Origin of the sequence: Pseudomonas sp. HMSC057H01, assembly GCF_001836405.1 — a bacterium.
Classification (GTDB): Bacteria; Pseudomonadota; Gammaproteobacteria; order Pseudomonadales; family Pseudomonadaceae; genus Pseudomonas; species Pseudomonas aeruginosa.
In genome coordinates this window covers 16,269-29,421 of the sequence record NZ_KV828528.1, presented here as the reverse complement: position 1 = coordinate 29,421, position 13,153 = coordinate 16,269, and the positions used below count along the sequence as shown (strand labels likewise).

The 13,153-nt window shown below is 68.6% G+C and carries 12 protein-coding genes; 7 read left to right on the top strand and 5 right to left on the bottom strand.

Annotated elements, in window-relative coordinates; genetic code table 11:
• The 4 genes from HMPREF2581_RS30975 to HMPREF2581_RS30960 form a co-directional block, all read left to right on the top strand.
• A partial coding sequence (locus HMPREF2581_RS30975; protein ID WP_049267294.1) for an Ig-like domain-containing protein occupies positions 1–2,333 on the top strand: 2,333 nt, incomplete at its 5' end.
• Entirely contained in the window at positions 2,333–3,610 is a 1,278-nt protein-coding gene (locus HMPREF2581_RS30970; protein ID WP_003139889.1) for a TolC family protein, read from the top strand. The genes HMPREF2581_RS30975 and HMPREF2581_RS30970, both read left to right, overlap by 1 nt.
• Entirely contained in the window at positions 3,600–5,771 is a 2,172-nt protein-coding gene (locus HMPREF2581_RS30965; RefSeq protein WP_003139887.1) for a type I secretion system permease/ATPase, read from the top strand. The genes HMPREF2581_RS30970 and HMPREF2581_RS30965 overlap by 11 nt, the downstream gene beginning before the upstream one ends.
• Entirely contained in the window at positions 5,761–6,948 is a 1,188-nt protein-coding gene (locus tag HMPREF2581_RS30960) for a beta-barrel domain-containing protein (protein ID WP_003139884.1), read from the top strand. Before HMPREF2581_RS30965 ends, HMPREF2581_RS30960 begins: the two co-directional genes overlap by 11 nt.
• A 108-nt stretch (positions 6,949–7,056) precedes the next feature.
• Here HMPREF2581_RS30960 and HMPREF2581_RS30955 read toward each other — a convergent pair whose 3' ends face one another.
• The 4 genes from HMPREF2581_RS30955 to HMPREF2581_RS30940 form a co-directional block, all read right to left on the bottom strand.
• Positions 7,057–7,635, bottom strand: a complete 579-nt coding sequence (locus HMPREF2581_RS30955; RefSeq protein ID WP_003110488.1) for an HD domain-containing protein — start codon at positions 7,633–7,635, stop codon at positions 7,057–7,059.
• An 87-nt stretch (positions 7,636–7,722) separates the two neighbouring features.
• Positions 7,723–8,277 carry a helix-turn-helix domain-containing protein gene (locus HMPREF2581_RS30950; protein ID WP_003088112.1) on the bottom strand — a complete coding sequence of 185 codons (555 nt, stop codon included), beginning with the start codon at positions 8,275–8,277 and terminating at the stop codon, positions 7,723–7,725.
• Positions 8,278–8,434: 157 nt separating this feature from the next.
• Entirely contained in the window at positions 8,435–10,630 is a 2,196-nt protein-coding gene (locus HMPREF2581_RS30945) for a xanthine dehydrogenase family protein molybdopterin-binding subunit (RefSeq protein WP_003139882.1), read from the bottom strand.
• A 4-nt stretch (positions 10,631–10,634) separates the two neighbouring features.
• Positions 10,635–11,096 (bottom strand): (2Fe-2S)-binding protein, encoded by a 462-nt coding sequence (locus tag HMPREF2581_RS30940; protein WP_003102736.1) that lies wholly within the window; start codon positions 11,094–11,096, stop codon positions 10,635–10,637.
• A gap of 330 nt (positions 11,097–11,426) precedes the next feature.
• On the opposite strand from HMPREF2581_RS30940, the gene HMPREF2581_RS30935 reads away from it, so the two are divergent.
• Positions 11,427–11,750 (top strand): DMT family transporter, encoded by a 324-nt coding sequence (locus tag HMPREF2581_RS30935; RefSeq protein WP_003102734.1) that lies wholly within the window; start codon positions 11,427–11,429, stop codon positions 11,748–11,750.
• 12 nt (positions 11,751–11,762) lie between these two features.
• A complete protein-coding gene (ndhC, locus tag HMPREF2581_RS30930; protein WP_003088123.1) occupies positions 11,763–12,161 on the top strand; it encodes an NADH-quinone oxidoreductase subunit A in 399 nt (132 codons plus the stop codon).
• Here the strand turns inward: ndhC and HMPREF2581_RS30925 are convergent.
• Positions 12,158–12,709, bottom strand: a complete 552-nt coding sequence (locus HMPREF2581_RS30925) for a helix-turn-helix domain-containing protein (protein ID WP_003139878.1) — start codon at positions 12,707–12,709, stop codon at positions 12,158–12,160. The genes ndhC and HMPREF2581_RS30925 overlap by 4 nt on opposite strands.
• 85 nt (positions 12,710–12,794) lie before the next feature.
• Between HMPREF2581_RS30925 and HMPREF2581_RS30920 the strand changes: the two genes are divergently transcribed.
• Positions 12,795–13,153, top strand: a 359-nt coding sequence (locus tag HMPREF2581_RS30920) for a GNAT family N-acetyltransferase (RefSeq protein ID WP_070867415.1), incomplete at its 3' end; no start/stop codon positions are given.

The window sequence follows — 13,153 nt, the reverse complement described above, 5'->3', positions numbered from 1 at the left end:
ATGGCAGCGGCAACTGGAGCTTCACCCCGGGCACTCCGCTGGCCAACGGCTCGGTGATCAATGCGGTGGCCCAGGACGCTGCCGGTAACACCAGCGGCCCGGTCAGCACCACGGTGGACGCTGTGGCCCCGGCCACCCCGGTGATCGACCCGAGCAATGGTGTCGAACTCAGCGGCACCGCCGAACCCGGCGTCCGGGTGATCCTCACCGATGGCAATGGCAACCCGATCGGCCAGACCCTTGCCGACGGCAGCGGCAACTGGAGCTTCACGCCGGGCACGCCGCTGGCCAACGGCACGGTGGTCAACGCCGTGGCCCAGGACCCGGCCGGCAATACCAGCGGCCCGGCCAGCACCACGGTGGACACGGTGGCTCCGGCCACGCCGGTGATCAATGCCAGCAACGGCAGCGTGATCACCGGGACCGCCGAGGTCGGCGCCAAGGTGATCCTCACCGATGGCAACGGCAACCCGATCGGCGAGACCACCGCCGACGGCAGTGGCAACTGGACCTTCACCCCCGGCACGCCGCTGGCCAACGGTACGGTGATCAACGCCGTCGCCGAGGACGCCGCGGGCAACGCCAGCGGTCCGGCCAGCACCACGGTGGACTCGGTGGCGCCGTCCGCTCCGCTGCTGAGCATCAGCGCCGACGGCGCGCTGCTGACCGGCACCGCCGAGCCGAACAGCCAGGTGCGTATCGTGGTCAACGGCGACACCGCCAACCCGATCACGGTCACCGTCGACGGCGCCGGCAACTTCAGCCTGCCGTTCGCGCCGCCGCTGATCACCGGCGAACTGATCGCCGGGGTTGCCGTGGACGCCGCCGGCAACGTCAGCGGGCCGGCCACCATCAACGCCCCGGACCTGGCGCCGCCGACCATCAGCGTGCCGGAAGCCGCCGATACCTGGATCAATGCCGCGGAGATCGGCGACGGTATCCAGGTCGATGTGACGGTCCGTCCGACCATGCAGGTCGGCCAGGTGGTCACGGTCAAGTTCGCCGGGCAGAACGGCTACGAGGCCGAGGTCAGCCATACCCTCACCGCCGGCGACATCGCCGCCGGCAACCTGACCCTGACCCTGACGCCTCCCGGCGGCATGGGCCCGTTCCCGGAGGGCGCCTCGACCGTCACCGCCGACATCAACGGCGGCACCGCGTCGACCCCGGTGCCGTTCACCATCGACACCATTCCGCCGGCGACCCCGGTGCTGTCCCTGGTCGGCAACATCCTGACCATCTCGGCGGAGCCGGGCACCGAGCTGACGGTCACCGTCGACGTCGGCGGGGTGACCGCCACCGCCACGGTGACCGCCGACAACAGCGGGCTGGCGTCGCTGAACCTGCTCACCGATCTGGACGTCGACTTCAGTTGGGACCAGTTGCTCAATGCCCAGGTGTCGGTGGTCGGTCGCGACCCGGCCGGCAACCCGAGCAACACGGCGAGCATCGGCATCGGCACCAGCATCGAGCAACCGGTGACCATCGGTAACTTCGGCCTCGACGTCAGCCTCAACCCGCTGAACCCGCGTTTCGGTTTCAGCGGCACCACCGAGCCCAACTCCAGCGTGGTGATCCGGGTCATCACCCCGGCGTTGAACGTCGAATTGCTGCCGATCCAGGCGGACTCGTCCGGCAACTTCTCGCTGAACCTGCTGAGCCCGACCATCCTCACCCAGTTGGGGCTGAACATCACCGACATCCTCAACCTCGGCTCGCAGATCTCGTTCAACCTGGTGTCCACCGACAGCAACGGCAACGACAGCGCCGCCTACGGGATCACCCTGACCCCCAACGGACTGTCGCTCAACATCGGCCAGATCGATGTCAACGGTACTTCCGGCGACGACGTGCTGTCCGGCGCCAACGGCAGTTCGGAGCACATCAACGGCGGCGACGGCAGCGACCTGATCTTCAACGTGGGCACCGGCGATCACGTGGTGGCCGGTAACGGCAACGACACCATCCAGATCACCGCGACCGATTTCGTCAGCATCGATGGCGGCGCCGGGTTCGACACCCTGGTCCTGGCCAACGGCATCGACCTCGACTACAACGCCGTCGGCGTCGGCACGCTCAGCAACCTCGAGCGCATCGACCTCGGCAAGGGCGATTCGGGTAGCGTGCTGACCCTGACCGCGGCGGAGGTGGATGCCATCACCGATGCCAACAACACGTTGCAGATCACCGGCGAGAACAACGACACCCTGAACGTGGTGGGTGCGGTGAATACCGGTACCACGCAACTGATCAACGGCATTACCTACGACGTCTACACCTTCGGCAGTACCACCCTGCTGATCGAGGACAACACGGTACAGGTCGTGGTCTGATGCGCGGGCGCAGGCAGTACGCGCGCAAGGGACGGCGGCATGGGAAGGGAGCCATCTGGCTCCTTTCCCTGGGCCTGCCGATGTTCGCGTCGGCCATGCCCCTCGACCAGGCGGTCAGGGCAGGGCTGGCGATCCACCCGGAAGTACGATCCGCGATGGCCGAAGCGGACCGCGCAGGCACCGAGGTGGAGATGGCCAAAGGGGGGTACTACCCCTCCGTGACGATGTCCGGAGGGCCGCAGGAGTTCGACTTCGGCGAGATCGTCTACGATCTCACCGCGTCGCAGATGCTGTACGACTGGGGGCGGGTGACGAGCAAGGTCGACAGCGCCAGCGCGACCCAGCGCAAGCTGTCCGAGGCGGTGCTGGTGGCGCGCGACGACGCGGCGCTGGATATCGTCGAGACCTACCTCGACGTGCTCGCCTCGGAGCGCCGGGTGGAGGTGGTGCGCGAACACATCCTGCGCCTCGACGGCATCCGCGAGATGACCCAGGCGCGCGGCGGCGACGGCTACGCCGACCGCAGCGAGCTGGATCGCGCCAATCTGGAACTGTCGCGGGCCCAGGAGCAGTTGTCGCTGGAGAAGGGCAACCTGCAGGACGCGCGCAACCAGTACGCGATCCTGGTCGGCCAGGAGCCCGCCGACCTGGTGGAGCCCGAGCCGATGTCGCTGCAACGCTACCTGGCGGCCAGCGATATGGCGCGGGTGATCCGCGAATCGCCTTTGCAGCGCAAGGCCCTGGAGGACGCCAATGTCGCCGAGGCCGAGGTCCGCGAGGCCAAGGCGTCGCTGCTGCCGCAACTGAACCTGGAGGCCAGCGCGCTGCGCCGGGAGATCGGCGGGCATCCGGAAAGCGACTCGGTGGTATCCCTGCGCTTCCGCATGGACACCTTCCAGGGGCTTTCCAACTTCCGCCGGCCGACCGCCGCGCAGCAGCGCCTGGAATCGGCGAAATGGAGCGCCGACGCGATGCAGCGCGACATCCGCCGGCAACTGCAGAACCTCTTCGACAACGGCGACACGCTGCGCTGGCGGGAACAGTCGCTGACCCAGCAGGTGACCGAGTCGGAGCAGGTCGGCGAGTTGTATCGCGAACAGTTCGAGGTTGGCCGGCGCGACGTGATCGACCTGCTCAACGTGCAGCGCGAGCGGTTCGAGGCAGAGCGGCAACTGATCAACCTGCGGATCGAACGCAAGCGCATCGAGTATCGGGCGGCCGCGCAAGTCGGCCTGTTGGGTCCGCTATTGGAGAACCGGCTGAATCATGGAAGCTGAGAAAACCCCGGATAACGTCGTGATCCTCAACCACGACCCCATCGTCGACCCGTTGCGCCAGGGCCTGCTGCTGCTCTGCCGGCAGCTCGGCCGGCCACTCGGCGACGCCGAACTGGTGGACGGCATGCCGCTGGAGCACGGTCGCCTGCCGTTGCACCTGGTGGCCCGCGCGTTGCGCCGCGCCGACATCACCGCCCAGGTCACGCGCCAGCCGTTGCGCCGGATCGACCGCTACCTGCTGCCGGCCCTGCTGCTGCTCGACGACGGCCGCGCCCTGGTGCTGGTGGGCAACGACGGCGAGCACGCCGAGGTGCTGGTGCCGCAGAGCGACGGCGGAAGCCAGAGGATGCCGCTGGCCGAGCTGGAAGCGCTGTACAGCGGCACGGCGATCTTCGCCAAGTGTCGCTACCGGCCGGACGGGCGGGTCGGCGACTACGCCAGCGCCTTGCCCGAGCACTGGTTCTTCGGCCCGCTCAAGCGGCTCTGGCGTTCCTACGCCGAGGTCACCGCCGCGGCGCTGGTGGCCAACGTCCTGGCGGTCGCCTCGGCACTGTTCGCCATGCAGGTCTACGACCGCGTGGTACCCAACGCGGCGTTCGACACCCTGTGGATCCTCGCCAGCGGCGTGGCCCTGGCGATCATCCTCGACGGGGTCCTGCGGATCATGCGCGGCCACCTGCTCAACGTGCTCGGCAAGCGCCTCGACCTGCAACTCTCGACCCTGCTGTTCTCCCGCGTGCTGAGCACCCGGGTCGCCGCCAAGCCGGCGTCGATGGGCGCCTTCAGTACCCAGGTGCGGGAGTTCGAGTCGGTGCGCGAGTTCTTTACCTCGTCCAGCGCGGCGCTGATCAGCGACCTGCCGTTCGTGGCGATCTTCCTGCTGATCATCGCCGTGATCGGCGGCCATGTGGTCTGGGTGCCGCTGGTGGCCTGCGTGCTGATGATCCTGCCGGGGCTGCTGACCCAGCGCCTGCTCGGCCACCTGTCGCGGCAGAACCTGCGCGAAGGGGCGATGAAGAACGGCGTGCTGCTGGAAGCCTTCGAGCACCTGGAGACGGTCAAGGCGACTCGCGCCGAAGGCCGCTGCCTGCACCAGTGGGAAACCCTGACCGGCGAACTGGCCGGCACGGCGATGAAAACCCATACCCTGGCCTCGACCCTGAGCTACTCGGCGAGCATCGTCCAGCAGCTCTGCTACGTCGGCGTGGTGGTCTTCGGCGTCTATCGGATCAGCGAGGGCGCGATGACCGTCGGCGGCCTGGTGGCCTGCTCGATCCTCGCCTCGCGGGCCATCGCACCGCTGTCGCAGGCGGCCGGCATCCTCGGTCGCTGGCAGCACACCAAGGTGGCGATGGAAGGCCTTGATCAACTGATGAGCGCCGAGCAGGAGCGCCCCCAGGGCAAGCGCTTCGTGCACAAGGAGCGCCTGCAGGGACATTACCGCCTGGAGGGCGTGCGCCTGGCCCACGGCGACAGCCCGCCGGTGGTCGACGTGCAGGCCCTGAACATCCGCGCTGGCGAGCGGGTGGCGCTGCTCGGCGGCAACGGCGCCGGCAAGTCGACCCTGCTGCGCCTGCTCAGCGGCCTGCTCGACGCGCAGGCGGGACGCCTGCTGCTGGACGACGTCAGCCTGACCCAGATCGACCCAGCCGACCGCCAGCGCGGTATCGGCTACCTGCCGCAGGACGTGGCGCTGTTCCATGGCAGCCTGCGCGACAACCTCAACCTGGAGAACGCCGCGCTGGGCGACGAGGAACTGCTGGAGACCCTCGACGGGGTCGGCCTGGGCGCCTTCGTCCGCGGCCACCCGCTGGGGCTGGACATGCCGATCCAGGGCAATGCCAGCCTGTCCGGCGGCCAGCGCCAGGCCGTCGGGCTGGCCCGGGTGCTGCTACAGGACCCTCCGATCCTGCTGCTCGACGAGCCGACCGCGGCCTTCGACCAGGGCAGCGAGAAACAGGTCATCGACTACCTGCAGCAATGGTTGGGCAAGCGCACCCTGGTCATCACCACCCACAAGAAAAGCATGCTCGCCCTGGTCGAGCGTGCGGTGGTCCTGCGCCAGGGCAGGGTGATCATGGACGGCCCGCTGGAGCAGGTGGTGCAGGGCAACCAGGTACAGGCACCGCAGGCCGCCGAAGGAGGCAACCATGGACTCTGAACGCGACGCCGCCGCCCTGCGCCGGCAACTGGCCGACCCGTTGCTGGCGGCTACCCACCCGGTCTACCGGCCGCTGCTCTGGACCCTGCTCGGTTGCGTGCTGCTGTTCATCGGCTGGGCGGCCTGGGCGCAACTGGACGAGGTGACCCGCGGCGACGGCCGGGTCGTGCCGTTCAGTCGCATCCAGAAGATCCAGAGCCTGGAGGGCGGCATCCTCGACCGCCTGCTGGTGAAGGAGGGCGACCTGGTGGAAGTCGGCCAGCCGCTGGTGCGCCTCGACGAGACGCGCTTCCTCACCAACTTCCAGGAGTCGGCGAACCAGGCCAGCGTGCTGCGCGCGGCCATTGCCCGGCTCGACGCCGAGGTGCTCGGCAAGAAGAGCATCGAGTTCCCGCCGGACGTCGATCCCGAGGGGCCGCTGGCGCGTTCCGAACGCGAGCTGTTCAAGTCGCGCCGCGACAAACTGGTGGAGGGCACCCAGGCGATCCAGCGGCAGATCCACCTGGCGCAGAGCCAGCTCGACCTGGTTCGCCCGCTGGTGGCCAAGCGTGCGGTGAGCCAGATGGAGGCGCTCAAGCTGAGCCAGGACATCGCCACCCTCAGCGGCAAGCTGACCGAGCTGAAAAGCACCTATTTCCAGGATGCCTATACCGAGCGCGCCCAGCGCAAGGCCGATCTCAGCGCCCTGGAACCGATCGTCCAGCAGCGCCAGGACCAGTTGCGCCGCACCGAGATCCTGTCGCCGGTGCGCGGGCGGGTGAACACCGTGCTGATCAACACCCGCGGCGGGGTGATCCAGCCCGGCGAGCCGATCATGGAAGTGATCCCGGTAGAGGAGCGCCTGCTGGTGGAGGCGAAGATCAAGCCGCGCGACGTGGCCTTCCTGGTTCCCGGCATGCCGGCCAAGGTGAAGATCACCGCCTACGACTACACCATCTACGGCGACCTCAAGGGCACCCTGGAGCAGATCAGCGCCGACACCATCGAGGAGGACACCCCGCATGGCAAGGAGTCCTACTACCAGGTGCTGATCAAGACCGATGGCAGCCAACTGAAGCGCGGCGAGGAGGTATTGCCGATCATTCCGGGGATGGTCGCCGAGGTGGACATCCTCAGCGGCAAGCGCAGCGTGCTCAACTACCTGCTGCGGCCGCTGATCAAGGCGCGCCTTTACTGAGGCGTGCAGGACAGGCCCCGGTCGGTGGAAACGTGCCAGCCGCTTCCCTGTAGCCATGGCGAGCTACGTAGGCGGTGGCGCTGGTAACGCTGCCCGGGCGGGCGCACGCTAGGCGTCGCGCCGAGCTGCGAGGCGCTGTCGGGTCCTGGCGTCGAGTAACTCGCGCAGGGTCTTGAACAGCGGTGCGCGGTCGGTATAGCGACGGCCGTAGTCGAGGTTGAAGGCATAGTCGAAGTCCGCCGGATTGTCGCCCTGGGTGTGCTGGAGCAGGGTTTCCAGCTTGTCCAGCGCTTTCACTGCCAGGGCTTCGGCGGTCTCGCCGCGCTCGTATTCGTCCCACAGGGCGAGCAGGCGATCGCGCAGCGGCGTGTCCAGATGACGGGTCAGCTGCAACAGGTCGGCGCGTTCCTGTTCGCCCTTGTCCGGGTGCGCGGCTTGCTCGACGGCGGGGATGTCGCCGTGGATCGCTTCGCCGAGGTCGTGGACCACGCACATGCGCAGAACCTTGCCGAGGTCCAGGCCGGCCAGTTGGTCCTCGAAGGCCAGTGCCATCAGGCACAGCCGCCAGCTATGTTCGGCGGTGCTTTCCGGGCGGCCGGAGGAGGTGTGCGCGGAGCGCAGGACGTCTTTCAGGCGTTCGGCTTCGCGGAGGAATTCGAGGCGGTTGCTCAGCAGTTCGAGGGACATGGCGCGGGCTCCGCTACCGGTGAAACGAGCCTGCAAGCCTAGGCGCGGCGGTGCTGAAGGTCCATGGATAAAATATCCGTGGCGACGTCAGAGGGTTTCCACCAGGCGCACCGCGCGTCCGTCCGAGAGGGTCATGCGGGTCCAGCGGCAACGGCTGCGCCGGATCGGCACGATGGCCGAGGCGTTCGCTCCGCTGGCGAACTCCAGCGCCGGCGGTGCCAGCAGTTCGCGCCAGCCGAGTTCCTCGAGGGTGGCTTCCTGGCGGAGGATTTCCTCGCTGCAATAGGGCCACAGCGAACGGTCGAGCAGTTCGCCGAGGGGCACGCCGAATTGCGCGGCGCGTGCCGGCGAACAGGCCAGCAAGCGATGGGTGAGGTCGCAGATCAGGTGCACGGGTTGCGGGTTGGCCTCGACCAGGCGGGCCAGTGCCTGGTCGGCGGCGGCTTCCAGGCGGGCGCCGAGCAGACGCTCCAGGCGTGCCCGTTCCTCCACCAGCAGCGCCTGGGTACCGGACTCCCAGCGCGAGATGGTCGATTGCGCCACGCCGAGCAATTCGGCGGCATGCGTTTGCTTGACCCGGTGCAGCAGGCGCCAGCGACGCAGGGCGGGGCCCAGGGACGAAGAAGGGAGAGGCTCGGTCATGCTTGGCTACGCGGGCGAATGGACGCTGAAGTCTGCGCCCGACGCCGGGCGGAGGCAAATCGGCGCGACACCGGGGGGACCCGTATGGTCGGCGGCGAACCTCGGAGGGCCGCCCGCGCCGCGCCGGCAGCCGTGGAGCTGCCGGCGGGCGTCTCGCTCAGGCCTTGGCGAAGGAGGTGGGGAAGGGCAGGTTGTACAGGCGTTGCCCGGTGGCGGCGAAGATCGCATTGGCCAGCGCCGGGCCGATGGGCGCCACACCGGGTTCGCCGACCCCGGTGGGCGCTTCGCCGGAGGGCACGATGTGCACTTCGACCTTGGGCATCTCGGCGATCCGCAGCACCTGGTAGCCGTCGAAGTTGTTCTGCTCGACCTTGCCGTCCTTCAGGGTGATCGCGCTGTGCAGGATCGCGCCGAGGCCGAAGCCGATGCCGCCCTCCATCTGCGCGGCGATCACGTCCGGGTTGATCGGGATGCCGCAGTCCACCGCACAGACCACCCGCTCGACCTTCAGCTTGCCGTCCTTGTCCACCGAGACCTCGACCACCTGGGCGACGAAGGTCTTGAATGCCTCGGTCACCGCGATCCCGCGCCCGCGCCCGGCGGGCAGCGGCCTGGACGGGTCCCAGCCGGCCTTTTCCGCAGCCAGTTCGAGCACGCCGCGCAGGCGCGGCTGCTCTGCCAGCAGGTCGCGGCGGAACAGGTAGGGGTCCTTGCCGGCGGCCTGCGCGGCCTCGTCGATGAACGCTTCCACCGCGTAGACCGTGTGCGAGCTGCCGACCACCCGCCACCACAGGACCGGTACACCGACCTGGGTGGTGCTCAGCTCGACCGAGACATTGGGCACCGCATAGGGCAGGTTGGCGGCGCCTTCCACCGAGGTGGCGTCGACGCCGTCCTTGACCATCACCGCGGCGAACGGCGTGCCTTCCAGGATCGACTGGCCGACGATGCGATGTTGCCAGCCGACCAGCTTGCCGTCGGCGTCGAGCCCGGCTTCGAGCCGGTGGTAGTACATCGGCCGGTAGAAGCCGCCGTGGATGTCGTCCTCGCGGGTCCATTGCAGCTTCACCGGCACGCCGTTGGCGCCCAGCGCCTTGGCGATCGATACCGCCTCGACGATATAGTCCGACCAGGCGTTGGCGCGCCGGCCGAAGCTGCCGCCGGCGTAGAGCGTATTGATCTTCACCTGCTCCGGCTTCAGCCCGGCGGTGCGCGCCGCGTTGCCCTGGTCGACGGTCTGGAATTGGTCGCCGGCCCAGATCTCGCAGCTGTCGGCGGTCAGCCTGACCACCGCGTCCAGCGGCTCCATCGGCGCATGGGCGAGGAACGGGAACTCGTAGCTGGCGGCGATCCTGCGGGTCGCCCCGGCCACCGCCTTGGCGGCGTCGCCGTCCCTGCGCGCGGGCTTGCCGGGTTGCTCGGCGAGCTTGCGGTACTCCGCCATCAGCGCCTCGGAACCACGCTTCTCGGCCTTGCTCTCGTCCCACTCGACCTTGAGCGCGTCGCGGCCTTGCTTCGCCGCCCAGAAGCCCTTGGCGACCACCGCCACGCCGTGCGGCACCTGGACCACCTCGACCACCCCCGGAATCGCCCTGGTCGCCGTGGCGTCGAACGATTTCACCGTAGCGCCGAACAGCGGCGGGCGCTGGAGCAGGGCGACCAGCATGCCGGGCAGGCTGACGTCGAGGGTGAATTGCGCACTGCCGTCGGTCTTGCCGGGAACGTCGACGCGCGGCGCCTGGTGACCGATCAGGCGGAAGTCCTTGGGATCCTTCAATTGCACGTTTTCCGGCACCGGCAGTTCCGCCGCCGCAGCGGCCAGCGAACCGTAGCTGGCCTTGCGCTGGCTGGTCGGATGTTCGACGAAGCCGTCGCGGGTACGCAGTTCGGCGGCTGGTACCTGCCACTGGCGGGCGGCGGCCTCGACCAGCATCGCGCGCGCCTTGGCCCCGGCCTCGCGCAATTGCATCCAGGAGTTGGCCATCGCCGAACTGCCGCCGGTGCCCTGCATGGTGCCGAAGGCCAGGTTGGCGTAGCGCTTGGCGTCGGCGGGCGCGCTTTCCACGCGGACCTTGCTCCAGTCCGCGTCGAGTTCCTCGGCGACGATGGTGGCGATACCGGTATAGGCGCCCTGGCCCATCTCCACGTGCTTGGCGATCACCGTGACACTGTCGTCCGGGGCGATCCGCAGGAAGGCGTTGGGCGCGAAGCCGGCGTCCGGCAGGGCCGCGGCGAGGGCGCGCCGGGCTCCGCTCCACTGGAAGCCGATGGTCAGGCCGACCACCGCGGCGCCTTTGAGGAAGCCGCGGCGCGAGCCGGGCAGGGCGTTGCTCAGATCGATCTTGCTGTTCATGGCGTCAGGCCTTCAGGGTGTCGGCGGCTTCGTGGATGGCGGCGCGGATCCGCACATAGGCGGCGCAGCGGCAGATGTTGCCGTTCATCGCGGCATCGATGTCGGCGTCGCTGGGGCTGGCGTTCTGCTCCAGCAGCGCGGTGGCGGACATGATCTGGCCGGACTGGCAGTAGCCGCACTGCGGTACCTGGAGCTTGACCCAGGCGTCCTGCACGGCCTTGCCGGGCTTGCTCTGGATACCCTCGATGGTGGTGACGCGCTTGCCGGCGACCGCGGAGACCGGCAGCACGCAGGAACGTACCGCGGTGCCGTCCAGCTGCACGGTGCAGGCGCCGCACTGGGCCATGCCGCAGCCGAACTTGGTGCCGTGCAGGCCGGCGCTTTCCCGGATGGCCCAGAGCAGGGGCATGTTGGGATCGACGTCGAGGGTGACGTTCTTGCCGTTCAGGACGAGCGAGGTGGGCATGCTGATTCTCCACGGAAAGGCCCGGGCAGGGCGTTATCTCTTATCAGGCAGGGATGCATCGGGCGAAGTGTGCGCGAAGGACGAAACGGACGCCTTGCACGATCCTGCGAAAGTCTAGATCAATCCTGCCGAGCGTCCCGGCGGGCGCGGCGCGGAAACGCGGCGAAACAACTCCGTCGGCGCTGGTGTTCACCCAGCTTCGGCAACGCGCTAGGATCGCTGCCGTCGGTGACTGACGCCCGCCCGGGCGGCACGCACTTTCAGCCGGAAGCGGGACGACCCGTTTTCCCTCTTTCATTGCGCGGGGACGACCCTGCAGAGAGGCTGAAAATGGCGTGGATCTATCTCTTGCTCGCCGGTGTCTTCGAAATCGTCTGGGCCACGGCCATGAAGGAGTCGGCCGGCTTCACCCGCCTGTGGCCAAGCCTGGTCACCCTGCTGTTCATGATCCTCAGCTTCGGCCTGCTGGCCGTTTCCATGAAAACCCTGCCCCTCGGCACGGCCTACACCATCTGGGTCGGCATCGGTGCGGTCGGCGCCTTCGCCCTGGGCATCCTGCTCTTCGGCGAAAGCCCGAGCCCGTTGCGGCTGCTGGCGGTGGGGCTGATCGTGGCCGGCATCGTCATTCTCAAGCTGGCGACCCGCCAGGGCTGAGGGGTGACCACCATGTACGCATCCTTCGCTCCCGCGACCTGGGCCTTGCTCGCCTACCTCTTCGGCGCGCTCGCCCTTTGCCTGCTCATGCTGGGGTTGGGCCGGGTGCTGGGCGGCCGGTCGCATGGCCGGGCGAAGAACCTGCCGTTCGAGTCGGGGGTTGATTCCACCGGCTCGTCGCGCTTGCGCTTCTCGGTCAAGTACGCGTTGGTCGCCATGCTGTTCGTGATCTTCGGCATCGAGATGCCGTTCCTCTACCTCTGGGCGGTGTCGCTGCGGGAGAATGGCTGGGCGGGTTTCGTCGAGGCGACGCTGTTCGTCTCCCTGCTGCTGGTCGGACTGTTCTACCTGCACCGGGTCGGCGCCCTCGACTGGTCGCCGGAGCGCCGGCGGAAAAAGCCGCACGACTAGTCGTGGAGGATCACCAGCAGGTAGCGGCAGGCTTGCCCGGCGGTGGCGAAGGTCACCGCGCGGTCGACGCCGAAGTCCAGGCGGTCGCCGCGTTGCAGGTGGAACGTTTGCTCGCCGTAGTCCACCCGCAGCGCACCCTCGACCAGCCACAGGCGCTGCCGGTAGGGCCGGCCGCCCCAGCGGGGATAGTCGAGGCGGGCGTTCGCCGGGATCTCCACTTCCACCATTTCGCAGCCGCTGCGCGGATCGCGAGCGCCGACCTGGCGGCGGCGGTAGCCGCTGGCCGGGTCTTCCCACACTTCCTGCTGCGCGCGCCGGCAGAGCGGTTCGGCCGGCGCCTGCGCGTCGCCGAGCAGCTCGGAGAGGGCGACCCCCAGGCCGCCGGCGAGACGGCCGAGGACGCTGGCGGTGGGGCTGCTTTGGTTGCGCTCGATGCGCGAGATCATCGCCTTGCTCACCGCGCAGCGTTCGGCCAGTTGGGCGAGGGTCAGCTCGCGCTCCTTGCGCAGGGCGGCTAGGCGTCGGGCAATCAGTTCGTCGATATCCATGGGTGGCCCTGGCGGATTTTTCTCGTACATGATAGTCACTGTCCAATATATTGGAAATTCGACCTTGCATTGGAGCTTGCCCGCGATGACCGAACCGACGATTCGCCGCCTGGCTGGCGAGGAGATCCTGGCGCGCCTGGACGAACTGGCCGAGGTACTGCTGGACTGCGTGGAAGGCGGGGCTTCGGTCAGCTTCATGTGGCCGTTGCCGCGGGAGCGGGCGCTGGCCTTCTGGCGCGGCGTCGGCGAGAGCGTGGCGGGCGACGAACGCCTGCTGCTGGTGGCGGAAGCGGAGGGGCGGATCGTCGGTACCGTGCAACTGCTCCTCGACCAACCGCCGAACCAGCCGCACCGCGCCGACGTGGCGAAGATGCTGGTGCACCGGCGTGCGCGTCGGCGCGGCATCGGCGAGGCGCTGATGGGCGAGCTGGACCGGCTCCCCCC

Coding starts and splice junctions, on each gene's coding strand:
- HMPREF2581_RS30970 (WP_003139889.1), top strand. CDS start 2,333: ATGCGCGGGCGCAGGCAGTACGCGCGCAAGGGACGGCGGCATGGGAAG.
- HMPREF2581_RS30965 (WP_003139887.1), top strand. CDS start 3,600: ATGGAAGCTGAGAAAACCCCGGATAACGTCGTGATCCTCAACCACGAC.
- HMPREF2581_RS30960 (WP_003139884.1), top strand. CDS start 5,761: ATGGACTCTGAACGCGACGCCGCCGCCCTGCGCCGGCAACTGGCCGAC.
- HMPREF2581_RS30955 (WP_003110488.1), bottom strand. CDS start 7,635: ATGTCCCTCGAACTGCTGAGCAACCGCCTCGAATTCCTCCGCGAAGCC.
- HMPREF2581_RS30950 (WP_003088112.1), bottom strand. CDS start 8,277: ATGACCGAGCCTCTCCCTTCTTCGTCCCTGGGCCCCGCCCTGCGTCGC.
- HMPREF2581_RS30945 (WP_003139882.1), bottom strand. CDS start 10,630: ATGAACAGCAAGATCGATCTGAGCAACGCCCTGCCCGGCTCGCGCCGC.
- HMPREF2581_RS30940 (WP_003102736.1), bottom strand. CDS start 11,096: ATGCCCACCTCGCTCGTCCTGAACGGCAAGAACGTCACCCTCGACGTC.
- HMPREF2581_RS30935 (WP_003102734.1), top strand. CDS start 11,427: ATGGCGTGGATCTATCTCTTGCTCGCCGGTGTCTTCGAAATCGTCTGG.
- ndhC (WP_003088123.1), top strand. CDS start 11,763: ATGTACGCATCCTTCGCTCCCGCGACCTGGGCCTTGCTCGCCTACCTC.
- HMPREF2581_RS30925 (WP_003139878.1), bottom strand. CDS start 12,709: ATGGATATCGACGAACTGATTGCCCGACGCCTAGCCGCCCTGCGCAAG.